Annotated in this window: 27 protein-coding genes; 11 read left to right on the plus strand and 16 right to left on the minus strand. The window is 71.2% G+C overall.

Annotated features, from left to right (window positions below; genetic code table 11):
* Positions 1-88 precede the first annotated feature (88 nt).
* Positions 89-958, plus strand: a complete 870-nt coding sequence (locus ACZ6TI_RS43560) for a PAC2 family protein (RefSeq protein WP_465351167.1) — start codon at positions 89-91, stop codon at positions 956-958.
* A 3-nt stretch (positions 959-961) separates the two neighbouring features.
* On the opposite strand, the gene ACZ6TI_RS43565 is transcribed toward ACZ6TI_RS43560, so the two are convergent.
* The 6 genes from ACZ6TI_RS43565 to ACZ6TI_RS43590 all read right to left on the minus strand — a co-directional run bounded on the left by ACZ6TI_RS43565 (position 962) and on the right by ACZ6TI_RS43590 (position 4,419).
* Positions 962-1,150, minus strand: a complete 189-nt coding sequence (locus ACZ6TI_RS43565) for a DUF397 domain-containing protein (RefSeq protein ID WP_465351168.1) — start codon at positions 1,148-1,150, stop codon at positions 962-964.
* A 117-nt stretch (positions 1,151-1,267) separates the two neighbouring features.
* On the minus strand, positions 1,268-1,459 hold the full coding sequence (locus ACZ6TI_RS43570) for a DUF397 domain-containing protein (protein ID WP_465351169.1): 192 nt from the start codon (positions 1,457-1,459) through the stop codon (positions 1,268-1,270).
* Positions 1,460-1,532: 73 nt separating this feature from the next.
* The gene (locus ACZ6TI_RS43575) at positions 1,533-2,423 is read right to left on the minus strand and encodes a helix-turn-helix domain-containing protein (RefSeq protein WP_465351170.1); all 891 of its coding nucleotides are present in this window, start codon (positions 2,421-2,423) and stop codon (positions 1,533-1,535) included.
* 114 nt (positions 2,424-2,537) lie between these two features.
* Complete coding sequence (locus tag ACZ6TI_RS43580) at positions 2,538-2,951, minus strand: DUF6232 family protein (protein WP_465351171.1); 414 nt, start codon at positions 2,949-2,951, stop codon at positions 2,538-2,540.
* A gap of 279 nt (positions 2,952-3,230) precedes the next feature.
* Positions 3,231-4,028, minus strand: a complete 798-nt coding sequence (locus ACZ6TI_RS43585) for a class I SAM-dependent methyltransferase (RefSeq protein WP_465351172.1) — start codon at positions 4,026-4,028, stop codon at positions 3,231-3,233.
* Between the two features lie 43 nt (positions 4,029-4,071).
* On the minus strand, positions 4,072-4,419 hold the full coding sequence (locus tag ACZ6TI_RS43590; RefSeq protein WP_465351252.1) for a hypothetical protein: 348 nt from the start codon (positions 4,417-4,419) through the stop codon (positions 4,072-4,074).
* A gap of 95 nt (positions 4,420-4,514) precedes the next feature.
* Between ACZ6TI_RS43590 and ACZ6TI_RS43595 the strand changes: the two genes are divergently transcribed.
* Entirely contained in the window at positions 4,515-5,306 is a 792-nt protein-coding gene (locus tag ACZ6TI_RS43595) for a GntR family transcriptional regulator (protein ID WP_465351173.1), read from the plus strand.
* Positions 5,307-5,636: 330 nt separating this feature from the next.
* Here ACZ6TI_RS43595 and ACZ6TI_RS43600 read toward each other — a convergent pair whose 3' ends face one another.
* Together ACZ6TI_RS43600 and ACZ6TI_RS43605 are read right to left on the minus strand one after the other, a co-directional pair.
* Positions 5,637-5,822, minus strand: coding sequence for a hypothetical protein (locus tag ACZ6TI_RS43600; RefSeq protein ID WP_465351174.1), 186 nt, complete (start codon positions 5,820-5,822; stop codon positions 5,637-5,639).
* Positions 5,815-6,243: a HEAT repeat domain-containing protein gene (locus ACZ6TI_RS43605; RefSeq protein WP_465351175.1), complete on the minus strand. Its 429-nt coding sequence runs from the start codon at positions 6,241-6,243 to the stop codon at positions 5,815-5,817. Before ACZ6TI_RS43605 ends, ACZ6TI_RS43600 begins: the two co-directional genes overlap by 8 nt.
* Positions 6,244-6,840: 597 nt before the next feature.
* On the opposite strand from ACZ6TI_RS43605, the gene ACZ6TI_RS43610 reads away from it, so the two are divergent.
* Complete coding sequence (locus ACZ6TI_RS43610) at positions 6,841-6,966, plus strand: hypothetical protein (protein ID WP_465351176.1); 126 nt, start codon at positions 6,841-6,843, stop codon at positions 6,964-6,966.
* A gap of 8 nt (positions 6,967-6,974) precedes the next feature.
* On the opposite strand, the gene mshC is transcribed toward ACZ6TI_RS43610, so the two are convergent.
* From mshC to ACZ6TI_RS43635, 5 genes are all read right to left on the minus strand, one after another.
* Entirely contained in the window at positions 6,975-8,219 is a 1,245-nt protein-coding gene (gene mshC / locus ACZ6TI_RS43615) for a cysteine--1-D-myo-inosityl 2-amino-2-deoxy-alpha-D-glucopyranoside ligase (RefSeq protein WP_465351177.1), read from the minus strand.
* A 56-nt stretch (positions 8,220-8,275) separates the two neighbouring features.
* Complete coding sequence (locus ACZ6TI_RS43620; protein WP_465351178.1) at positions 8,276-9,082, minus strand: SCO1664 family protein; 807 nt, start codon at positions 9,080-9,082, stop codon at positions 8,276-8,278.
* A complete protein-coding gene (locus tag ACZ6TI_RS43625) occupies positions 9,079-9,672 on the minus strand; it encodes a DUF3090 domain-containing protein (protein WP_465351179.1) in 594 nt (197 codons plus the stop codon). Before ACZ6TI_RS43625 ends, ACZ6TI_RS43620 begins: the two co-directional genes overlap by 4 nt.
* Positions 9,673-9,781: 109 nt before the next feature.
* Positions 9,782-10,483, minus strand: a complete 702-nt coding sequence (locus ACZ6TI_RS43630; RefSeq protein WP_465351253.1) for an MSMEG_4193 family putative phosphomutase — start codon at positions 10,481-10,483, stop codon at positions 9,782-9,784.
* Between the two features lie 17 nt (positions 10,484-10,500).
* Positions 10,501-11,553 carry an LLM class F420-dependent oxidoreductase gene (locus ACZ6TI_RS43635; protein WP_465351180.1) on the minus strand — a complete coding sequence of 351 codons (1,053 nt, stop codon included), beginning with the start codon at positions 11,551-11,553 and terminating at the stop codon, positions 10,501-10,503.
* 124 nt (positions 11,554-11,677) lie between these two features.
* Here ACZ6TI_RS43635 and ACZ6TI_RS43640 point away from each other — a divergent pair, with 124 nt between their 5' ends.
* The 5 genes from ACZ6TI_RS43640 to ACZ6TI_RS43660 all read left to right on the plus strand — a co-directional run bounded on the left by ACZ6TI_RS43640 (position 11,678) and on the right by ACZ6TI_RS43660 (position 15,711).
* Positions 11,678-12,649, plus strand: coding sequence for an aldo/keto reductase (locus tag ACZ6TI_RS43640; RefSeq protein WP_465351181.1), 972 nt, complete (start codon positions 11,678-11,680; stop codon positions 12,647-12,649).
* On the plus strand, positions 12,650-13,813 hold the full coding sequence (locus tag ACZ6TI_RS43645; protein WP_465351182.1) for a sensor histidine kinase: 1,164 nt from the start codon (positions 12,650-12,652) through the stop codon (positions 13,811-13,813).
* Positions 13,810-14,448, plus strand: a complete 639-nt coding sequence (locus ACZ6TI_RS43650) for a response regulator transcription factor (RefSeq protein ID WP_465351183.1) — start codon at positions 13,810-13,812, stop codon at positions 14,446-14,448. The genes ACZ6TI_RS43645 and ACZ6TI_RS43650 overlap by 4 nt, the downstream gene beginning before the upstream one ends.
* Before the next feature lie 64 nt (positions 14,449-14,512).
* Positions 14,513-15,514 carry a hypothetical protein gene (locus tag ACZ6TI_RS43655; RefSeq protein ID WP_465351184.1) on the plus strand — a complete coding sequence of 334 codons (1,002 nt, stop codon included), beginning with the start codon at positions 14,513-14,515 and terminating at the stop codon, positions 15,512-15,514.
* 5 nt (positions 15,515-15,519) lie between these two features.
* Positions 15,520-15,711, plus strand: a complete 192-nt coding sequence (locus ACZ6TI_RS43660) for a DUF5703 family protein (RefSeq protein ID WP_465351185.1) — start codon at positions 15,520-15,522, stop codon at positions 15,709-15,711.
* Here ACZ6TI_RS43660 and ACZ6TI_RS43665 read toward each other — a convergent pair.
* Positions 15,708-16,364, minus strand: a complete 657-nt coding sequence (locus ACZ6TI_RS43665) for a hypothetical protein (protein ID WP_465351186.1) — start codon at positions 16,362-16,364, stop codon at positions 15,708-15,710. The genes ACZ6TI_RS43660 and ACZ6TI_RS43665 overlap by 4 nt on opposite strands.
* A gap of 37 nt (positions 16,365-16,401) precedes the next feature.
* The gene (locus ACZ6TI_RS43670; protein WP_465351187.1) at positions 16,402-17,709 is read right to left on the minus strand and encodes a M20/M25/M40 family metallo-hydrolase; all 1,308 of its coding nucleotides are present in this window, start codon (positions 17,707-17,709) and stop codon (positions 16,402-16,404) included.
* Between the two features lie 54 nt (positions 17,710-17,763).
* On the opposite strand from ACZ6TI_RS43670, the gene ACZ6TI_RS43675 reads away from it, so the two are divergent.
* Together ACZ6TI_RS43675 and ACZ6TI_RS43680 are read left to right on the plus strand one after the other, a co-directional pair.
* Positions 17,764-18,333, plus strand: a complete 570-nt coding sequence (locus ACZ6TI_RS43675) for a hemerythrin domain-containing protein (RefSeq protein ID WP_465351188.1) — start codon at positions 17,764-17,766, stop codon at positions 18,331-18,333.
* A 178-nt stretch (positions 18,334-18,511) separates the two neighbouring features.
* Positions 18,512-19,489: a LysR family transcriptional regulator gene (locus ACZ6TI_RS43680; protein WP_465351189.1), complete on the plus strand. Its 978-nt coding sequence runs from the start codon at positions 18,512-18,514 to the stop codon at positions 19,487-19,489.
* Positions 19,490-19,499: 10 nt separating this feature from the next.
* On the opposite strand, the gene ACZ6TI_RS43685 is transcribed toward ACZ6TI_RS43680, so the two are convergent.
* Positions 19,500-21,983, minus strand: coding sequence for an ATP-dependent Clp protease ATP-binding subunit (locus ACZ6TI_RS43685; protein WP_465351190.1), 2,484 nt, complete (start codon positions 21,981-21,983; stop codon positions 19,500-19,502).
* Positions 21,984-22,061: 78 nt separating this feature from the next.
* Between ACZ6TI_RS43685 and ACZ6TI_RS43690 the strand changes: the two genes are divergently transcribed.
* Positions 22,062-22,442, plus strand: coding sequence for a PIN domain-containing protein (locus ACZ6TI_RS43690; RefSeq protein ID WP_465351191.1), 381 nt, complete (start codon positions 22,062-22,064; stop codon positions 22,440-22,442).
* The last annotated feature ends 65 nt before the right edge of the window (positions 22,443-22,507 follow it).

Below are 22,507 nucleotides of genomic sequence, written 5' to 3' on the forward strand. Positions count from 1 at the left end.
GGCCGGGCACGCCGCGCGGCGCGGCCGCCGGGTGCGGCCCGGACGCGACACGTAGTCTCAGGGGTACGAATACCGGAAGGTTGACACCGTGACCGAGTTCGACGGCCTCCCCCTGCTGCGCTCCCCCGTGGCGATCGCCGCCTTCGAGGGCTGGAACGACGCCGCCGACGCGTCGACCGCGGCGGTGGAGCACCTGGAGCAGGTGTGGCAGGCCCGCGAGATCACCACCATCGACCCGGAGGACTTCTACGACTTCCAGGTCAGCCGGCCGACGGTCACGATGGCCGAGGGCGAGACCCGCACGATCGAGTGGCCCACCACCAGGTTCATGGTGGCCAGCCCGCCCGGGGCCGACCGCGACGTGGTGCTGATCCGCGGCATCGAGCCGAGCATGCGGTGGCGCACGTTCTGCGAGCAGGTGCTGGAGTTGTGCCACAGCCTCGAGGTCAACCGCATCGTGCTGCTGGGCGCCCTGCTGGCCGACGTTCCCTACACGCGTCCGCTCCCGATCAGCGGCAGCGCGTCCCGCAGCGAGGTCGCCGAGAAGTACAAGGTCGTCCCCACCCGCTACGACGGACCGACCGGCATCGTCGGCGTCCTGCAGGAGGCCAGCGAGCGAGCCGAGCTCGACGCGGTGAGCTTCTGGGTGCACGTCCCGCACTACGCGAACAACCCGCCCTGCCCGAAGGCGACGCTGGCCCTGCTCAACCGCCTGGAGGACGTGCTCGACCTGCCGGTGCCGATGGCCGAGATGGCCGAGGAGGCGGACGAGTGGGAAAAGCGCATCAAGGCGGCGGCGGAGCAGGACGCAGAGCTCGGCGAATATGTCCGTGAGCTGGAGGAACGCGTCGGCGACGACGGGATCAAGCCGCTGACCGGCGACGAGATCGCGAGCGAGTTCGAGAAATATCTGCGGCGGCGCGGTGGTTCGGCCGGCCCGACCGCCGGCTCCTGGTGACCGTCAGAACTCGCCGTCAACCATCCCGAGCCGAAACACTTCCCACTCGCGCACGGTAAACTCGATCACGTTTTCGGGTTGCCGACTATTGCGAACAAACACCTGGTCACCGAGGACGGCGACCTCGACACAGGTGGCGTCGGAGCAGAAACTGCTTCGGGTCCAGACCAGGCTCTCAGACGTCGAACTCATGGGAACCCTCCCTCGTCGCGCACATCAGCCTAGGTGAGTGTCGCAGACTTAACGAAGGTTAAGCGAGCGTGAGTGCGCGCCAGACCAGGTCCGGCGCGCACCGCTCACCTGCTCAACTCAACGCACGACCTCGCCGGCGACGACCTGATCGAGGAAGCTGTGCCAGTCAACACGCGAGAAGCCGAGAGCCGGCCGCGTGGTGTCCTTGCCATCCCGCACAACGATGCGGTCGCCGTCGACCGCAATCTCCACGCACGTGCCTTCAGAGCAGAAACTGCTCTTGACCCACTTCATCGTGGCCTTGCTCATTCCGAACCTCTCCTCTGCGAATCCATCAGGGAAACCGCCGCCCGACCACCGCCGAGCCGCGACGAATGCGGCCTTACTCGCGGTCGCGGCGCGCACGCAGAGACGCTTCCTCGGCCTGAATAGCGCGGAGAGATTTCTCTTCATCGAGGGAGCGATACCACAGACGTTCGAATCCCTGTCGATGAAATCTCACCTCGGCCGGCTCATGAACGATGTGATCACGCCCGAAAGTCTCTCGATAGAGGACAGCGTCCTCCGGGTCGTCATCCCCCAGGTCGACCACCGTGAACGGCCCGATGGTGCCCAACATCGCGCCCTCCCTCATCGGCACGACACGGATGTTCACGTTCGGCCGCTGCGCCAGCTCGGCGAGATAGAGGAGCTGATCGGCCATCACTTCCAAGCCGCCGATCTCCCGCTTGAGAGTCGACTCGTCGAGGATCGCCAGGTAACGCACGCCATCCTCGGCCTCGAGCATCTGCCGCCGACGCATCCGGACCTCGAATCGAACCCTTCGCTCATCAGCGGAGAGTGTGCGGTCGTAAAACCCGAGGAGCGCCTCGGCGTAGCCTGGGGTTTGCATCGGACCGGGGAACAGCACAATCTGAAAGCTTCGGATCGCGGTCGCCTCGGCTTCGAATTGCAGCAACTGCAGGTAGCCCGGGGTGAGGTGCTCACGGTATTCCGTAGCGGTCCACCACCGCTGACGGCGGGAGATCCTCGCCTCTTCCGCGAGTTGGTCGATTTCCTCGTCGTCAATGACCCCGAAAAGATCGAGTAGGGCGCGCAGGTCCGTGCCGGAGACGCTGACATCGCCGGCCTCGATGCGCTGCACCTTCGACAGAGACCATCCGAAGTTTCTCGCGACCTCGCCTTGGGTCATGCCTTTCGACTCCCGCGCTCTTCGCAGGGCGAGCCGGACCCGCCGTCGAGCGACGGCCGGCGACTCTCCCTGCGACGCCACGATGCGACGTTCCCCTCATGACCACGGATAGTAATCCTGCCGTACCACTACCAGCTGTACCGCAGATCCGGACCGTACACTACGCCGACGAGCCCTCCTTTTCCGGGACATGCCCTAGCCGAACTCCTGCCTGAACTCCAAGGCCTTGATCAGCCCGCGGCAAGCCGTCTCGAACTGCCTGCGCGGCAACTCGAACACCACGACGTCCGCTCCGTGGTAGGTCGCCCACAGCTGGGACCGCGATCGGGCCCGCACCCGCCGCCTCTCCCAGTACGCCACCACCAGGGCGACCGAGAAGACCACCGGCGCGACCGGGATCGCCCAGCCCTCGAGCTGGAAGGCCAGCAGCCCGACCAGGACGGAGGACGTGCCGATGGGCCACACCCCGGTGGCCGGCGGAATGCCCTCGTGCATCATCCCCAGATCATTCAGATCGGACAGCACCCAGACCTGCCAGCCGCCGGAGATCCGCACCCGGATCCGGTCCTGGGTGATCACCACTTCCCGGCTTCGGTAGAAGTCAGTCACAACTCTCACCTCCTTCCGCACGGGGTCTTGCATCGACCCGGAACGTGGGAGAAGGATGGCTTTTGAGAGGGCACATCCCTTCCCGATCCGGGGTCGGATGCCCGAGGCGGCGCTCAGTTGCAGCTGGGCGTCGCCTCCTTCGTCTCCGGCCCCCATTCGTGACGCTGGACTCATTATGCGGCCCAACTGGACGTAATAGCTATACAGCAGATTGCGGTGCAGCCGACGTCATGTGCCAAATCGGCTCACGCCTGAGTGGTTTCAGACGAAATGCGCCGATCAACCGCGAACACCGACGGTGAGGGCGTGGCTGCTCGCGCCCAGCAGGCTGGGCTCGGCCTCGAAGCGGCGCAGTGTTTCCAGCAGCACCACGGTGAGCTCGGCGTCGGCCAGCCATGCGCGTACCCGATCGACCGCCATGCCGAACGGGCCCTCCACCATGACCGTGCGCACCTCGCTCAAGCCCGCCTCGCGGGCCTCGGCCGCGGCCTCCTCCGGGCGGTGGAAGTACGCCGTGGTGAACCACCCGGGCCGCTCCGCCACGTTGCGGTGCACGCCGTCGGCCAGGTCGTCGATCGCCATCAGCCGGAACTCGGGGTCGGCCAGCGAGCCGTGCGCGAAGCCGTCGAGCATCGACCCGAACCGGCTGATCGTGGCGCCCGCGACGACTCCCCCGGTGCGCACGACGCGGACCGCCGACCGCCACGCCGCGAGCCGGTCCGGCGCGGAGGTCAGGTGATAGAGCGGGCCGAGCATCAGCACCGCGTCCGCGGACTCGTCGGCCTGCGGCAACGCGCGGGCGTCGCCCAGCACGGCGGACACCCCGGGCAGCTCGCCGGCCGCCGACACGTGCGCCGGCACCGGGTCGACCACGGTCACGTCGTAGCCCGCTGCGGCGAGTGGCCCGGCGTAGACGCCCGTGGCGCCGCCCACGTCGATGATCCGGCCCGGCGGCGGAGGCAGCACCCGGCTCAGGATGTCCCAGGTGCGGAGGAACTCCAGGCGCCCGTTGCCGGCGTCGAGGCGGGACAGTTCGCCGCCGCGTTCGTAGTACGCCAGCACCTCAGAAGTCAGCATGTCCCCGACACTGGGCGAGACCCGGGACCCGGGCAAGCGAGATTCAGCGCCAGAACGTCGCCACGGCCGCGTTCGCCAGGGTCAGCGCGATGATGCCGATGAAGTGGCCGCGGTTGACGTCGGCGCGCTTGCGGGAGAAGAACACCATCACGAAGATCATGATCGCGATCAGCAGCTTGACGCCGAGCTTGATCGGGCTCGGCTCGGCGTCGCCGCCCCCGCGCAGCGGCGCGGCCAGGGCGATGCCGGTCAGCACCTGGATGATCGAGCCCCACAGCATCGCCGGATTGATCCGGAGCTTGGCGGACACGAACTGGGCGATCGCCCCGCCGAGCAGCAGCGCGAATCCGATCAGGTGGGCGTATCGAAGGATCAACCGGAGAGCTTCCACGCCGGAGAGCTTCTCAGACACGAGATGGCGTGTCGCTGCCGCCCCGCACACATTCGCTGCGGCATCCTAGGAACCTAGGGCTTGGAGGGCACGCCATGACGATCAACCCGGGCACCGCGGAGTTTCCCCACCGGCAGATCGCGTCGCAGCTGAAGGAACGCATCCGGCGCGGCGACTGGCAGCCGGGCGAGCGGTTGCCGTCGATCCCCGCGATGGCGGAGATGTTCGGCGTGGCGAAGCAGACCGTGCAGCGGACCGTCGACCAGCTCCGGGTCGAGGGCATCCTGATCACCAAGCCGGGCTCCGGAACGTACGTCAGAGGAACGAGACGGCGACTGAACCGCCTGGCCCGCGGCAGATATGGCAGTCACCGCGGCTATCACGCGGACCTCGCGGCCCGCTACCGCCAGCAGCTGGCGGGCGTCGGCCGCGAGCCGGCGCCGCCCGAGGTCGCGGACGCGTTCGGCGTGCGCGACGGCACCGAGATGCTGGTGCGGCGGCACATCGTGCGCACCGACGACGCGACGGTCGAGGTGGGCGCGTCCTGGTTCCGGGTGAAGGACGTGACCGGCACGTCGCTGGAACGGCGCGAGGCCTTCGGGCGGCCGCTCTATCAGGAGGCCGAGGAGGCGCTGGGCCGCCGCTACGCCTCCGCGACCGACACCATCACGGCCCGCCAGCCGAGCCGCGACGAGGCGGAGATCCTGCAGATCCGCCCGGACACGCCGGTGCTGCACCTGTTGCACGTGGCCTTCGACGAGAGCCGCAAGCCGATCGAGGTCTCGCAGGCGACGTGGCCGGGCCCGATGACGACGCTCACCGAGGACTACCGCATCCCCGCGCCCACGCCGGACCCCGACCCGGACCCTGGGTTCGCGCTCGCCTGAAGATCACATTCTTTCGGTCGCACCCTGGTGGGTGGTCGCGCGCCGCAGCTCCCGCCGAGATCGGCTCGCTGCGCGTCGCCTGCCATGTCCGTGCCCACTCACCCTCCTCAACTATCAGTCCCGCCCCTCCGACGGTCGTCGGGTTCGAAGCCCGGCCGCGCACGTGCTCGCGGCCTGCCCGGCTATCCACAGAGATGCCACTGCGCCGCGGGAAGTTGTCGTACCGCCGGCCCAAGTTGAAGCCCACCCAGTGCCGGGGTGGGGGCGGCGGCGGGGCGCGCGAGGAGATTCGAAAGCCCTCGCGGCGCGAGACGGTCGCGTGAGGTCGGGTCAGCGTTTGAGGGCTCGGTAGTGCTTCAGGAGCGCTGTGATCTTGGTGTGGTCGGCGTCGCCGTTGAGTTCGGTGAGCAGGTCGTCCGGGCACAGTTCGAAGGGCTCGCCCCAGAAGCGGCGGCGCTTGTTGTCCCAGATCTGGTAACCGCCCGGGATGCCGCGCGCCACATAGCGCCTAGCCATGGTCGGCCACCGTCAGGAGGCGCAAGGCACGGGATGCGTGGTGGCGGACCCGGTGGTTCTCGTCGCTCAAGGCGGTGGTGATGGCGTCGAAGGCCTCGTCGACCCGGTGGCGGGCCACCACCTTGGCGGCCATCTCGCGGACTCGCCACGCCTCGTCGCTCAAGGCGTCGGAGATCGGGCCGGCCGCGCGGGACCGCCACGGCGCCCACAGCAGGCCGCGGGCCGCCCAGACCCGCAACCAATAGCGGTGCTCGGCCGGGGCGTCCAGGTAGCCCGGCGCGTGCGACCCGCCGAGCACGACCAGCAGGGCGACGTCCGCCTCGTGCCCGGCCAGCAGGCTCAGGCATCCGTCGACGACGGCGTCCGCGCCGCGCGCCGCGACCTCGGCTGCCACCCGCTCACGCGGTGCCCCCGCGGTCATCGCGGTCCGCCTGCGACGTCTCGCTCCCGCAGTCTGCGCCCGCCCTGGCCGGGCGGCCGTCGGCGGTGCACCCGTTGGGCACGGTCACCGCGGCGAGGTCGAACAGGTTGGCGGATCTGCGACCAGATAGGAAGCGCAGGCTCGGCTGCCACCCGCTCACGCGGTGCCCCCGCGATCATCGTCAGCGCCCGCCCAAGCGGATCTGCGACCACGAAGGAAGCGGAGGTCGGGCCGCGCTCAACCGCCGCTGAAAAGCAGGCGTGGGCCGGGCCGCACACAACCGCCGCAAAGAACCAGGCCCGGGCCCAGCCGCGCTCAACCGCCGCAAAGAACCAGGCCCGGGCCCAGCCGCGCTCAGCCGCCGCAGAGAACCAGGCGTCGGCCGGGCCGCGCTGCGCCGCCCGCAACGAGGCACGAGCCTGGAGGCCATGTCAGAGGAGGGCGTCGACCGCAGTGGCCATCGCGGACGGTGCCGTGGGGTCGTCGCCCGCGCCCGCCACCGTCGCGTCCGCCCAGGCGTCGGCCGAGCCGCGCTACGCGGCTGGCGACGAGGAGGAACGAGCCTGAAGGGCATGTCAGAGGAGGGCCTCGACCGCGGTGCCCATCGCGGACGGTGCCGTGGGGTCGTCGCCCGCGCCCGCCACCGTCGCGTCCGCCCAGGCGTCGGCCGAGCCGCACTTCGCCGCCGGCGAGGAGGAGGAGGAGGAGGAGGCACGAGCCTGAAGGGCATGTCAGAGGCGGACGCCGAGGAGGGCGTCGACCGCGGTGGCCATCGTGGACGGTGCGGTGGGGTCGTCGCCCGCGCCCGCCAGCGTCGCGTCCGCCCAGGCGTCGACCACGGTCAGGGCCGCCGGGGTGTCCAGGTCGTCGGACAGGGCCTCGCGGAGTGCGGCCAGCAGGCCGTCGCCCGACGGGCCGGACGCCGACGACGCGGCCGCGCGCCAGCGGGACAGGCGCTCCTCGCCGGTCTTGAGGACGTCGTCGGTCCACTCGCGGTCCTCGCGGTAGTGGCCGGACAGCAGGCCCAGCCGGACCGCCATCGGGTCGACGCCGTCGGCTCGGACCCGGGAGACGAAGACCAGGTTGCCCTTGGACTTCGACATCTTCTCGCCGTCCAGGCCGATCATGCCGGCGTGCACGTAGTGCGCGGCGAACGGGCTCTCGCCGGTCAGGGTCTCGGCGTGCGCGGCCGAGCACTCGTGGTGCGGGTAGAGCAGGTCGTTGCCGCCGCCCTGCACGTCGATGCGGTTGCCGAGCAGGCCGAGCGCGATCGTGGCGCACTCGATGTGCCAGCCGGGACGGCCGGGGCCGAGGTCGCCGCCCTCCCAGGCCGGCTCGCCGTCGCGGGCGCCGCGCCAGAGCAGCGGGTCGAGCGGGTCGAGCTTGCCGGCGCGGTCCGGGTCGCCGCCGCGCTCCGCGGACAGCACCCGCATCTCGGCGCGGGACAGGTTGGACTCGTAACCGAACCTCGGCGCCGCGGCGATCGAGAAGTAGACGTCGCCGGAGCCGTCCTCCAGCGTGTATGCCGCGCCCGAGGCGAGCAGCTCGCGGACGTGGGCGGCGATGCGCGGGATGGACTCGACCGCGCCGACGTAGTGCGCCGGCGGGATGATCCGCAGCGCCTCCATGTCCTCGCGGAACAGGGCCGTCTCGCGCATCGCGAGGACCACCCAGTCCTCCCCGTCGCGGGCCGCGCGCTCGAGCAGCGGGTCGTCGATGTCGGTCACATTTTGCACATAGGTCACCCGGTGGCCGGCGTCGCGCCACAGGCGCTGGACCACGTCGAAGGTGATCATCGTGGCGGCGTGGCCGAGATGCGTGGCGTCGTAGGGCGTGATGCCGCACACATACATCGTCGCCGTCTCGCCCGGGGTGGACTCGGCCACCACCTGCCGCGCCGAGTCGTAGAGCCGCAGCGGCACAGAGCCGGCCGGAGTCGGCAGCGTCGGCACCTCGTGCCCCACCCATGCATCCATGCTGGCGAGCCTAGCCAGGACACCCGACAATTTCCGGGATCAGTGATCCAAACCTCTTACACGGGCGGCCACGGAACGGCCGGCCAGTCGGTCGGCGGCTTCGGGTAACGCGAGGCGCGCAGCAGGCGCTTGACCCGCAGCCGCACGTGCTGCACCTCGGTGATCGTCAGGTGCTCCTCGAGCGTCGCGCCCAGCCGGCCGTCGAGGGCCACGCCCAGCGCGGTCAGCGTCTCCACCGACTCCTCGGGCAGCGGCTTGCCGGTCCAGCCCCAGAGCACGGTGCGCAGTTTGTTCTCCACGTGGAAGGACACGCCGTGGTCCACGCCGAAGATGCGGTCCTCCGGTGCATAGAGCACGTGGCCGCCCTTGCGATCCGCGTTGTTGATCACCGCGTCGAGCACCGCGAGCCGGGCCAGGCGGGCGTCGTCGGCGTGCGCCAGCGCATAGGCGTCGCCGTCCTCGTCGCGGGCGTTGGCCACCGCGAGCCAGCCCTGCGGCACGTCGTAGGCCGGCACGAACCCGATCAGCGACGCCGCGTCCTCGGGCTCGTCGATCCACAGCTGGCAGGCGCCGACGCCGAGCGGGCCGTCGCGCAGGATGGTCGGCGGGACCAGCCCCCAGCCGGTGGCCTGGGACACCAGGTAGGCCGAGACCTCGCGGCCGGCCAGCGTGCCGTCGGGGAAGTCCCACAGCGGCCGCTCACCGCGGACCGGCTTGTAGACACAGCGGCGGGTCAGGCCGTCGAGGGAGATCTCGGCGCGGAGCGTCGTGTTCGAAGCGTCCACGAGACGCCCCTCGAGCTCCATCTCGCCGCGGGTCAGCAACTCGACGGCATCGTCCTCGGGGAGCACCGAGACGGTCACCGGTGATAGCCGTTGTGCCGCGGACAGAGGTGGCCGGCCGGGTCGAGCGGCTGGCCGCAGAGCGGGCACGGCGGGCGCCCGGCGGCGACCACACGGCGGGCCCGGTCGATGAACGCCCTGGTCGCCTCGGGGGTCAGCCGCACCCGCAGCCGGTCGAGGTCGTCGTCGGGCTCGTCATCATCGTCATCGTCGACCGGCGGATCGTCGTCGTCCTCGGCGCCCAGATCGACCTCGGCGTCGCCCTCGCCGGCCTCGATCGCCTCGATCACCACGGTCGTGGTGTCGACGTCGAAGGCCAGCCCCAGCGTGCCGACCCGGAACTCCTCGTCGACCGGGGTGTCGAGCGGCTCGTTGTCGTGCAGCGGCAGCACCGGCGCGTCGGGCATGTCGACGCCGAACCGGCGGCCGGCCTCGGTGAGCAGCTCCTCGAGCTTTTCGGCGAGGAGCTGCACCTGCACCTTTTCCAGCGCCACGCTGATCACCCGGCCGCCACCCCGGGCCTGGAGGAAGAACGTCCGGTCACCGGGCTCGCCCACCGTCCCGGCGACGAACCGCTCCGGCGGCTCGAAGGCATGCACCTGGTGGGTCATGAGAACGACCCTATCCGCCCATGGGCGTGGACGCGCAGCGCACCGGCGGGGTTCGCCGAGGGCGCAAACGGGCACCTACCCAGCGACAATGCTTCGTCACGCTGTGTCGTCAGACGCCTCCGCCGGCGCCACCGCCGACCGCCGCGTCGCTCTGCGAAGAGGCTGCTCGGGAGGCCCGCCGGCGGGGCCTCTTGGAGGGGCTCAGCTTGGGCGGGACGAGCGAGGACAGGTCGCTGGTGTCGTTGAGCCGCACCAGGAACGGGCGGGTCGGTGTGTAACGGATCACGCTGATCGACGCCGGGTCGGCCACGATGCGCTGGAACTCGTCCAGGTGCAGGCCCATCGCGTCGGCCACGATCGCCTTGATCACGTCGCCGTGGCTGCAGGCCAGCCAGAGCGACTCCGGGCCGTGCTCGGCGTTGATCCGGGTGTCCCACTGCCGGATCGCGGCCACCGCGCGCGCCGACATCGCGGCCATCGCCTCGCCGTTGGGGAAGACCGCCGCGCTGGGGTGCTGCTGCACCACCGGCCACAACGGGTCCTTGGCCAGCTTCTTCAGCGGCTGGCCCTCCCAGTCGCCGTAACCGCACTCGATCAGGCCCTCGTCCTCGATCGGCTTGGCGTCCGGCAGGGCGAGTTCGAGGGTCTGCCGGCAGCGGATCAGCGGGCTGGTCACGACCGCCACCAGCGGCAGCGTGCGCAACCGCTCGCCGGCCCGCTCGGCCTGGGCGCGCCCGGCCTCGTCGAGCTCGACCGGCAGGCGCCCGGCCAGCCCACCGGAGGCGTTCGCGGTGGTGCGCCCGTGCCGCATCAGCAGAACAGTCGCCACTAGGACGCCACCCCGGCCTCGTCGAACGCTTCGGCCACCGTGCGGAGCGTGGCCAGACCCGATTCCAGATCCCCCACGTACGGGCTGACCGACAGCGTCCCGACCCCGGCCGCCGCATATTCCCGCATGCGCTCGACGATCCGCGGCTTCGGGCCGATCAGCGAGGTGCGCGTGATGAAGTCCTGCGGGATGGCCGCCGCCGCCTCGCGCATCTTCCGGTCCAGGTAGAGGTCCTGCACGGTCTTGGCGGCGTCGGCATATCCCATGCGCACGGCGAGCTGGTTGTAGAAGTTCTGCTCCCGGCTGCCCATGCCGCCGACGTAGAGCGCCGCGTAGGGCCGGATCACGTCCGCGCAGGCCGCGACGTCGTCGCCGATCACCACCGGCGCGCTCGGCGCCACGTCGAAGCCGGTCAGGCCCGCGCCCGACTTGGACCGCCCGCGCTCGATGTGCTGCAGCAGCTCACCGGCCGCGTCCGGGGCGAAGAAGATGGCCAGCCAGCCGTCCGCGATCTCGCCGGCCAGCTCGAGGTTCTTCGGCCCGACCGCGGCCAGGTAGATCGGGATGTGCTCGCGCGGCGGGTGGAAGCCCAGCCGCAGCGCCTTGCCGGGGCCGTCGGGCAGCGGCAGCGTGTAGTGCTCGCCGTCGTAGGCCACCGGCTTGCGGGCCACCGCCAGCTTGACGATGTCCACATATTCCCGGGTGCGGGCGAGCGGCTTGGCGAACCGGACGCCGTGCCAGCCCTCGGAGACCTGCGGGCCGGAGACGCCCAGGCCGAGCCGGAACCGGCCGCCGGAGAGCGCGTCGATGGTCGCGGCGGTCATCGCGGTCATGGCCGGGCTGCGCGCCGGGATCTGCATCACCGCGGCGCCCAGGTCGATGCGCTGCGTCTGGCCGGCGATCCAGGACAGCATCGTGGGCGAGTCGGAGCCGTACGCCTCCGCGGCCCACACCACCGAGAAGCCGAGCCGATCCGCCTCCTGTGCCAGCGCGAGATGGTCGGCCGGCGTGGTCCACGCCGCCTGATAGCCGAGGCTGAGTCCGAGCCGCACGCGACCTCCTCCAGATCAACGAGTCTCCGACCCCGAGCCTACTGACACACCCAGAGTGATTTCGGTCCGGTAACCGACGTGGTGCGGGATGTCGCGCGTGGCGGTGTCTGAATATGGTTCACCCATGCAACAGCGACCGCTCGGCCGAAGCGGGCTGGCGGTTTCGCGGCTCGCGCTCGGCACCATGACCTGGGGACGGGACACCGAGCCCGAGGACGCGGCCGCGCAGCTCAAGTTCTTCGTCGAGTGCGGCGGCAACCTGCTGGACACGGCGGACGTCTATGGCGACGGCGACGCCGAGTCGGTGATCGGCTCGCTGCTCGACCAGCTGGTGCCGCGCGACGAGCTGCTGATCGCGACCAAGGCCGGGCTGACGCCGCACGGCTGGCGCCGCCGCGACGGCTCGCGCGGGCACCTGCTGCGCTCGCTGGAGGGGTCGCTGCGCCGGCTGGGCACCGACTTCGTCGACCTGTGGCAGGTGCACGGCTATGACCCGCAGACCCCGCTCGAAGAGACGCTGGCCGCCCTCGATCACGCGGTGACCAGCGGAAAGGCGCGGTACGCGGGAGTCTCGAACTTCGCCGCCTGGCAGACCGCGCGAGCCGCGACGTGGCAGGCGGCCTGGCCCGGGCGGGCTCCGATCGTGGCCGCGCAGATGGAGTACTCGCTGCTCGAGCGGGGCATCGAGCGCGAGCTGCTGCCCGCCGCCGCGGCGCTGGGCATCGGCGTGCTGCCCTGGTCGCCGCTGGGCCGCGGGGTGCTGACCGGGAAATACCGCGACGGCCGCCCGCTCGACTCGCGGGCCGCGTCCGAGCACCTGTCCGCGTTCGTGCAGCCCTATCTCGAGCCGCGCAGCTCGAGCATCGTCGAGTCGGTGGCCACCGCGGCCCGCGGGCTGGGCGTGTCGCCGATCGAGGTGGCCATCGCCTGGATCCGCGACCGCCCGGGGGTGACCGCGCCGATCATCGGGGCGCGCACTGCCGGCCAGTTGCAGGGCGCGCTGCTCAGCGAGGAGCTGACCCTGCCCGGGGAGATCGCCCGGGCGCTCGACGATGTCTCGGCCGTCCCGTTCGGCTACCCGGAGCGAGAGGGATAAATGGGCAGACGGGCGGTCTACCTGTTGCTCGGCTCGGTGCTCCTGCTGCCCTATGTGCTGCTCGCCGGGCTGCTCGGCCGGATGCTGGTGGACGACACCGAGCATCGCGCGGCGGTGCTGCTGATCGTCGTGGCCGCGGCGGTGGTCGCGCTGCTGCCGCCGTTCCTGGGTGGCACCCGCGAGCTGGAGATCGCCGCGGTCCGGGCGCTGCTGCGGGTCGACCTGCCCGCGCACGATCCGCAGGCGCCGCTGGCCCTGGAGACCCGGCTGCGCGCGGCACTGTGGTTCGCCGTGCACCTCGCCGTCGGCGCCGTCGTCGGGACGGCGCTGCTGATCGCCGTACCCATGGCTTTGATCGCCTTTGCCGAACGGCTCGGACTGACCGACGGGGCCCTCGCGGGCCTGGACATCGGCCCGCTGCACGCGACCGATGTGTGGTGGTGGACCGCGGTGGGGGTCCTGCTGCTGATCGGTACGGCCTACGCGACGGCCGGACTGGGCGCACTGGCCGCGACCATGGCCCCGGTGCTGCTCGGACCGTCCCCGGCCGAGCGGATGGCGGCGGTCGAGGCGCGGGAGCGGCGGCTGGCCGAGCGCAACCGGCTGGCCCGCGAGCTGCACGACTCGGTGGGGCACGCGCTGACCGCGACCACCCTGCAGGCGGGCGCGGCGCGGGCGGTGTTCGACAGCGACCCGGAGTTCGCGCGCCGGGCGCTGGCCGCGATCGAGGAGGTCGGCCGGTCCGCGATGGACGATCTGGATCACGTGCTCGGCGTGTTGCGGGCGACCGGTGACGAGGACCGGCCGCCACCGACCCCGGCTGATCTCGACCGGTTGCTGTCCGACGTACGGTCCGGCGGCGTGCGTGTCGACACCGAGATCGCGGTGACCGGGCTCTCCGGCGAGGCATTCCGGATCGCGCAGGAGAGCTTGACCAACGCCGCGAAGCACGGGACCGGCACGGTGCGATTCCGGATGAGTGAGGACCACGACGTGACGACGATCGAGGTGATCAACCCGGTGGCCGGCGAAACGACCAGCGGCGGCGGGCGCGGCATCGCCGGCATGCGCGAGCGGGTGCGCCTGCTCGGCGGGTCGCTGGAGGCCGGGCCGAGCGACGGGCAGTGGCGGGTGCTCGCGCGACTGCCCGGTGAAGCCCGATGACCACCGTGCTGATCGTCGACGACGACGACCTGATCCGGGCCGGGCTGCGGGCGATCCTCGCCGCCGAGCCGGATCTGGAGGTGACCGGCGAGGCCGCGGACGGCGCCGACGTGGTGCCGGCCGCGATCAAGCTGCGGCCGGACGTGGTGCTGATGGACGTGCGGATGCCCAGGGTGGACGGCATCCAGGCCACCCGGCTGCTGCTCGACCGGCTCGACGACCCGCCGCGGGTGCTGGTGGTGACGACCTTCGAGAACGACGAGTACGTGTACGAGGCGCTCCGGGCCGGCGCCAGCGGTTTCCTGCTCAAGCGGTCCCGGCCGGCCCAGATCGTGGAGGCGGTCCGGGTGGTGGCGCGCGGCGACTCGCTGCTGTTCCCGGCGGCGGTGCGGCGGCTGGCGGCGGCATACGGGCCTCGCGAGGCGAGCATCAACGGCGCGAAGCTGACCGAGCGCGAGGGCGAGGTGCTGCGGCTGATGGCCGAGGGGCTGTCCAACGCCGAGATCGCCGCGCGGCTGGTGCTGGGCCTGGAGACGATCAAGACGCACGTCGGCAACGTGCTCACCAAGCTGGGTGTCCGCGACCGCACGCAGGCCGTGGTGCTGGCGTACCGCTCGGGGTTCATCTCCCCCTGACTGGGGAGGGCGTCCCCACCTCGGCGGGATCTGCCGCGTCCGGGGAGCGACGAGCGTTGCCGGCATGAGCATCTACGCGAAGGCGGCCGGGTTCGCCGCCGGATACGGAACCCTGGCACTGTTCTGGACGATCACCGGTCGCGGCTTCCCGTTCGGGCCCGCCGACCCCGGGCGCGACGCGAGCCCGTTGCGCGCGCTGACCCCGGAGGTCGGCGCCCCGCTGTTCGCCGGGATCATGCTGCTCACCGCGGTGGTCCTGCTGATCATGAACGGGACGACGCGGGTGGGTGGGGCACTGCGGGCGTACCTCTGGATCGTGGTCTTCGGGTTGGTGATCGTCGTGCCGGACACCCGGTTGCTGACCCTCGCCGGTTACCTGCCGATCCTGATCATCGGGGCGCCGTTCGGTTATCCGCCGATCGACTACGCCGACGTGTTCACCTGGACGCTGGGCAACCAGGCGGTGTGCATGGCCGGCGGGGTGCTGCTGGCCCGCGCGGCACTGGCCCGCCGCGGCCCGGCGCCCGCCTGGACCGCACCCGAGCGGGCGGCCCGCTGGGGACGCTGGGCGACCTATGTGGCGGTCGCCGTGCCCACCCTGTACGCGATCGTCCGGCTGTCCTGGTTCGCCGGCATCCCGCTCGGCATCCCGAGCGAGTTCCTGCACGAGATGCAGTCGAACGGCATGATCATCGCCGGCGCCGGGCTGGGCGCCTTCGCGCTCGTCGGCGCCATCCTGACCCTCGGGCTGATCCAGCGCTGGGGCGAGGTCTTCCCGCGCTGGATGATCGGCCTGGCCGGCAGGCGGGTGCCGGTGCGGCTGGCGACGATCCCGGCGACCTTCGTGGCGCTGGCCGTCACCTCGGCCGCGGTGGCCTTCATCACCAGCGACGGCTTCTTCACCGAGTTCACCGGCGAGATCAGCCTGGCGACCCTGCCGATCGCGTTCTTCCCGCTCTGGGGGGTCGCGCTGGGCGCCGCCACCCTCGCCTATCACCTGCGGCGGCGCGCGATCATCGAGCAGCCGGAGGGGCTGGTGCGGGCCGGGATCGCTGACGCATATTAGAGGCTATGGACTACGAATACGCGCCGCTCCGGTTGCCTTCGAATGTCGATCGTCCGACCGCTGCGGCGCAGCTGGCCATCCAGGCGGAATTCTCCGGATGGGAGCTGGCCAGGGTGCAGCTCTTCCGCGATGGGACCCGGCAGGTGATGCTCCGCCGCAAGAGGCGGGACACCAACCAGCCGGGTCTCTCGTATTAGGCCTCGTCGTCCTCGTCCGGCAGGTAGGGGTGCTCGTCCAGCCGGCCGACGAGCTGGTCGTCCGCGGCCGGCGTGAAGGGGCCCGCGCCGTCGGAGTCCTCATATGCCTCCAGGTCCAGCGGCTTGGCCGTCTCGCTGACCGTGATGAGACCGTCCAGCGGCTCCATCTCGGGCACGTCCAGCGACGAGAGCGAACCGTCGCCGGCCTGCAGCAGCTCGAGCACCGCCTCGCCGACCGACTCGACCGGGCCCGGGTCCTCGTCCTCCGGCACCGCGGTGCGCCGCGCCGACTCGGCCACGCGCAGCAGCGCGGCGATGCTGGGCACGCGGTAGTCGCGGCGCTGCCGGACCGAGATCACCTGCGGGTGCGGGTCGGCCGCCTCGGTGCCGTCCAGCCCGCCGACGCCCAGCCCGAAACGCTGGTCCGCCTCGTCCGGGTCGATCGACTCGACATCCCACGGCGTGACCTCGCCGAAGGCGTCCAGCAGCCGCTCGTCATAGGCGAAGGACGCGTTGTTCAGGTTCACGTACGCCTGCCAGACCGCGTCGTCGTCGATGCGCCCCTCGGCGGCCTTGACCGCGGTCAGGTGCGCACGGGCGGCCTCGACCACCCGGTCCAGCGCCGCGTCCAGGTCGGCGTTCTGGTCGGTCATCAGGGTGGTTCCCTTCCAATGAATGTCGAGAGAGAGTTCAGCTGGTGCGGAGAAGCCGGTCGAGCACGCGCACGCCGAACCTTAGTCCGTCGACCGGGACGCGCTCGTCGATGCCATGGAACAACGCCGAGAAGTTCAGGTCGGCGGGCAGCTTGAGCGGGGCGAATCCGAAGCACCGGATGCCCAGCTTGGTGAACGCCTTGGCGTCCGTACCCCCGGAGAGCATGTAGGGCACCGCCCGGGCCGCCGGGTCCTCCGCGCGCAGCGCGGCGCCGATCGCCTCGATCAGCGGACCGTCGAAGCCGGTCTCCAGCGCGGCCTGCTGCTGCAGGTGCTCGATCTCGATGTCCGGCCCGATCACCTCGCGCAGCTGGTCCAGGAAGATCTCGGCCTGGCCGGGCAGGGTGCGGCAGTCGATGGTGGCGGACGCCTTGCCGGGGATCACGTTGTCCTTGTAACCGGCCTCCAGCCGGGTCGGGTTGGCCGTGTTGCGCACGGTCGCGCCGATCAGGTTGGCGATCGGGCCGAGCTTGGAGATGGCCAGCTCGGGCTCGTCCGGGTCGAGTTCGATGCCGAGCGCGTCGGAGACCTCCTCGAGGAACTGCCGCACGGTCGGGGTGACCACCATCGGGAAGCGGTGCCGGCCGACCGCGGCGACCGCCTCGGCCAGGGCGGTGACCGCGTTGTCGTCGTGCACGAACGAGCCGTGGCCGGGGCGGCCGCGGGCGTGCAGCCGGAGCCAGTCGATGCCCTTTTCCGCCGTCTCGATCAGATAGAGCCGCAGGTCGTCGTTCACCGTGTAGGAGAAGCCGCCGACCTCGCCGATCGCCTCGGTGCAGCCCTCCAGCAGGTCGGCGTGCTCGCGGACCAGGAACTGGGAGCCGTACTCCATGCCGGCCTCTTCGTCGGCGGTGAAGGCGAGCACGATGTCGCGCGGCGGGACGTAACCGGTGCGGTGCCAGTCGCGGACCACGGCGATCATCATCGCGTCGAAGTCCTTCATGTCGATCGCGCCGCGGCCCCACAGGTAGCCGTCCTTCTCCTCGCCGGCGAACGGCGGCACCGACCACTCGGACGCGTCGGCCGGCACCACGTCGAGGTGGCCGTGCACCAGCAGCGCGCCGCGGGAGCGGTCGGCGCCGGGGATGCGGGCGACCAGGTTCGCGCGTCTCGGCGCGGACTCGTGCAGGGCGACCTCCAGGCCGGCCTCGCCGAGCTTCTCCGCCACGTATTCCGCGGCGACACGCTCCCCCACCGTGGTGCGGGCGTCGCCGGTGTTGCTGGTGTCGATCCGCAGCAGGTCCTGGCAGATTCCGGCGACCTCGTCGACGGCGGTGTCGGTCATCCACACTTCATACCAGCCGTTTGTGTAGAGATCGTCTCGGGTACCAACGGCGCCGTGTCCGCGCTGAATCTTCCCCCGCTCCCGCCGATCGGCGGCGAGACGACCGGCCGCAACGTGGTCGATGTGCTCACCGGCCAGCATCGTGACCTGCTCGCCCTGGCGTCCCGTGCCGCTTCGGTGAAGGAGACGCAGGTCCTGATCGCCGAACTGTCCCGCCATCTCTCCGCGGAGGAGCAATACCTCTACCCCGCGGTACGCACGGTGGTGCCGGACGGCGACGCGCTGATCGATCGTGAACTCGCCGAGGACCACGAGCTGCTGCTCATCCTGCAGCGGCTCGACCGTGGCGACGCGAGCAAGGACGAGCTGATCACCGCGGTCGAGCGGCACGTGACCGCCGACGCGACCGAGCTGTTCCCGCTGCTCACGCAGATGGTGCCGGTGGAGGATCTGATCCGGATCGGCAACCGGGTCGAGCTGGCCGCGGAGGCGGCGCCGACCCGTCCGCACCCGGGCACGCCGTCGCGTCCGCCGTGGAACAAGGTGGTCGACCCGGTGGTCGCGATGATCGACAAGGCCCGGGACGTCGCGGGCCGCCGGACGACCTACCTTAACGACCTTTAAAGAAAGTACAAAGTAGACACAATTCCACTCTACGTGACGTTACCGCTCCGTAACGCAGGGATTTCGGCGGTCGGGTTGGGCCAATTAGTCCTTTTGGTTAACCCGTTTGTCACAAGAGGAGGATCTTTGACTGGCCGAAGGTCTAGCCGGGATCCCGCGAACGTCCTACCGTCACGCTATGAACCTGGAGCTGCGGCATCTCAAGGTGGTCTGCGCGATCGCCGAGACGGGCAGCGTGACGAAGGCGGCATCCCTGCTCGGGCTCGCCCAGCCGGCTCTCACCGCTCAGCTGCAACGTATCGAGCGGACCCTCGGCGGTCCACTCTTCGAACGGGACCGGCGCGGCGCCCGTCCCACGGCTCTCGGCGAACTGGTCCTCTCCCGGGCGCGGGTGCTGCTGCCCGCGATGAAGGGCTTGCAGGACGAGGCCGCCCGGCTGGCCGGCGCCGGCTCGGACGACACCATGACCCGCTACCGGATCGGCGCGATCGGCGGACCGGTGGTCGGCGGCATGGTGCACCGGCTGTCCGAGGCCCAGCCCGAGGCGCAGATCTCCACCCACGCGTCGTACTACGTGGACGAGCTGGCCAACATGGTGCTCGCCGGAAAGCTGGACTACGCGCAGGTCGGCGTCTGCGGTGACGCGATCCCGTCGGCGGACTACGGCCTGGTCTGGCAGACCATCGCGGTGGACGCGGTGTGCGTGCTGATGCCGTCCGACTCCCGGTTCGCCAAGGACGTCGAGATCGATCTGGCCGAGCTGGCCGAGGAGCAGTGGGCCGCGGGCACCGGCGACGGCTGCTTCAGCGACTGTTTCGCGGCCGCCTGCGCGCGGGCCGGGTTCACCCAGAAGCGGCTGCTGGAGACGGACATCCGTGGCGTCGTCGACATGGTCGAGTCCGGCCTGGCCCTGGGCCTGTGCCAGCCGACCTTCCGGCCGCCGGAGGGGCTCACCCACCGCCCGCTGGCCGGCGCGCCGGTGCGCTGGCGGCAGGTGCTCGGCTGGCACCCCGACTCGCCGGCCGCGCGCATCGCGCCGCGGCTCACCGGGATGGCGATCGACGCCTATCAGGAGGTCGTCGCCCGCAACCCGATGTACGTCGAGTGGATGCGGGACTACCCGCAGCTGGGCGGCCACACGCTGGCGGCCGCCTAGCTCCGGTTCGTCAGACGGACGCCGCCGCGAGGGCGGTCAGCGACAGCTGCCCGTCCGCCACGTCCACGATGACCTTCTGCCCGGGCGCCAGGTCGGCGCTGAGCAGCATCCGGGACAGCCGGTTGTCCAGCTCGCGCTGGATGGTCCGGCGCAGCGGCCGGGCCCCGAAGTCGGGCTGGAAGCCCTTCTCCGCGAGCCAGTCGATCGCCGCCGGGGTGACGTCCATGGTGATGTCCTGCGCGTGCAGGCGGCCCCGGGTCTCGTCCAGCATCATCGCGGTGATCTGCCGCAGCTGGTCGGTCTCCAGCCGACGGAACACGATCACCTCGTCGATCCGGTTCAGGAACTCCGGCCGGAAGTGCTCGCCCAGCCGGCGGTCCAGCTTGTCCCTGAGTGCCTGGTCAGCGGATCCACCCGCGCCGGTGTCGAAGCCGACGCTGCGCTTGCTGCCGGTGATGAGGTCCGACCCGATGTTGCTGGTCATGATCAGCACCGTGTTGCGGAAGCTCACCGTGCGGCCCTGGCTGTCGGTCAGCCGGCCGTCGTCGAGCACCTGCAGCAGCACGTTGAACACGTCCGGGTGCGCCTTCTCGATCTCGTCCAGCAGCACCACGCTGTACGGCCGCCGCCGCACCGCCTCGGTCAGCTGCCCGGCCTCGTCGTAGCCGACGTATCCGGGCGGCGCTCCGACCAGCCGAGACACGGTGTGCCGCTCCTGGAACTCGCTCATGTCCAGCCGCACCATCCGGTCCGGGTCGCCGAACAGCGCACCGGCCAGCGACCGGGCCAGCTCGGTCTTGCCGACACCGGTCGGGCCGAGGAACAGGAAGCTGCCCACCGGCCGGTCCGGGTCGCCCAGCCCGGCCCGCGAGCGCCGGACCGCCTCGGCGACCACGGCCACCGCGTCGTCCTGGCCGACCACGTGCTCGTGCAGGTGCGACTCGAGGCGCAGCAGGCGGTCCCGCTCCTCCTCGGTGAGCTGTGCGACCGGGATGCCGGTGGCCCGCGAGACCACGTCGGCGATGTCGTCCGCGGTCACCTGCGGCACGCCGGGGGTCTCCTCCGGCTTCTGCATCGCCGCCAGCCGATCCCGCAGCTCCGACGCCTTCTCGTAGTTCTCCGCCGCCACCGCCTGGTCGCGGTCCCGGACCAGCTGCTCGAGCTGCTCCCGGTAGGCGGCCGGCGTCGTCTTCACCCGCAGCCGCACCCGGGCGCCGGCCTGGTCGATCAGGTCGATCGCCTTGTCCGGCAGGAACCGGTCGGTGATGTAGCGGTGGGAAAGCTCCGCCGCGGCGGCCAGCGCCTCGTCGGTGATCCGCACCTGGTGGTGCGCCTCGTAGTTGTCCCGCAGCCCGCGCAGGATCTGCACGGTGTCGTCCACGCTCGGCTCGCCGACCAGCACCGGCTGGAACCGCCGGGCCAGCGCCGCGTCCTTCTCGATGTGCTTGCGGTACTCGTCCAGCGTGGTCGCGCCGACCACCCGCATCTGCCCGCGGGCGAGCGCCGGCTTGAGCATGTTGCCGGCGTCCATGCCGCCGCCCTCACCGCCGCCGCCACCGGCGCCGACCAGGGTGTGGATCTCGTCCAGGAAGACGATCAGTCCGTCGCCGCTCTCCTGGATCTCGTCGATGACCTTGCGCAGCCGCTCCTCGAAGTCGCCGCGGTAGCGGGTGCCGGCCACCAGGCCGGCCAGGTCGAGCTGGATGACCCGCTTGCCCTCCAGGGTCAGCGGCACGTCGTTGTCCACGATGCGCTGGGCCAGGCCCTCCACGATCGCGGTCTTGCCGACGCCGGCCTCGCCGATCAGCACCGGGTTGTTCTTCGTGCGCCGGGAGAGCACCTCGACCGCCTGCTCGATCTCGTCGGCCCGGCCGATCACCGGATCGATCTCGCCACGCCGGGCCAGCTCGGTCAGGTCCACGCCGAACTGCTCCAGCGTCGGGGTCTTGCTGATGCTCTTCGCGGCGGCCGGCTGATCGGGCTGCGCGAGCAGCTGCGGGTCCAGCCGGCCGGCCAGGTGCCGCCCGCCCGCGGACTCCGGGTTGACGGCCAGCGCCATCAGGATGTGCTCGGGCCCCACATAGGAGGAACCCAGCGCCCGCGAGATCTGCAGGCTGTCCAGCAGCGCGCGCTTGGCGGCCGGGGTCAGCGCCACCCGGTCGGGCAGCTCCGCGCCGAACTCCCGGGCCGGCGTGCCCAGACCGGACAGCAGCGCCTCGGGCTCGGCGCCGGCCCGGCGCACCAGCGCCTGCATCGGCTCCTGCTGGAGCAACGCCCACAGCAGGTGGTCGGTGTCGAGGTCGGCGATGCTGCCGGTGGCCGTCTCGGCGGCCCGGCGCGCGGCGTCCGACAGGACCGCACGCGCGTCGTCGCTCATGTACTTGGTGATATCGATCCGCTGCGCTGCCCGGCGCGGCTCGGCCGCACCGAAGAAGCGCGCGAACAGGTCGTCCCACTCGCCGGGTCGCCCCGGCCCCATCGGACTGTCAGCCATGTCTTCACTCCTCGTTTGCTTCGTCATACAACAGCGTCTGCGGCCGTTTCATCCATGCCCGCGTGAGACGCTGATCTCATGACTTCCGGGGCCGAGCCGCTGCTCGTGGTCGACGCCGCCAACGTGGTGGGCTCGGTGCCCGACGGGTGGTGGCGCGACCGGGCCGGTGCGGCGATCCGCCTGCGCGACCGGCTGGTTGACATAACGTCGGCGGGGCTCACGGATCTTCCCGGCCCGCTCGACGTGCTCCTGGTGGTCGAGGGAAAGGCCCGGGACACACCCTCGATCCCCGGGGTACGGGTGGAGCGCGCGCCCGCCTCCGGTGACGACACGATCGTCGAGGTCGTCGCGGCCAACCGCGATCGGCGGGTCGTGGTGGTCACGGCCGACCGCGAGCTCCGCCGCCGGGTGACCGAGCTCGGCGCCGAGGTGCGCGGTCCGTCGTCAGTGCCCCGATGACAGTGGTAGCCCAGCAGTGCCTCCGGCGCCCCGATGCACGCCGGAACTACCACTTTGCGGGGTTT

This window comes from Actinoplanes sp. NPDC051388 (assembly GCF_055586225.1).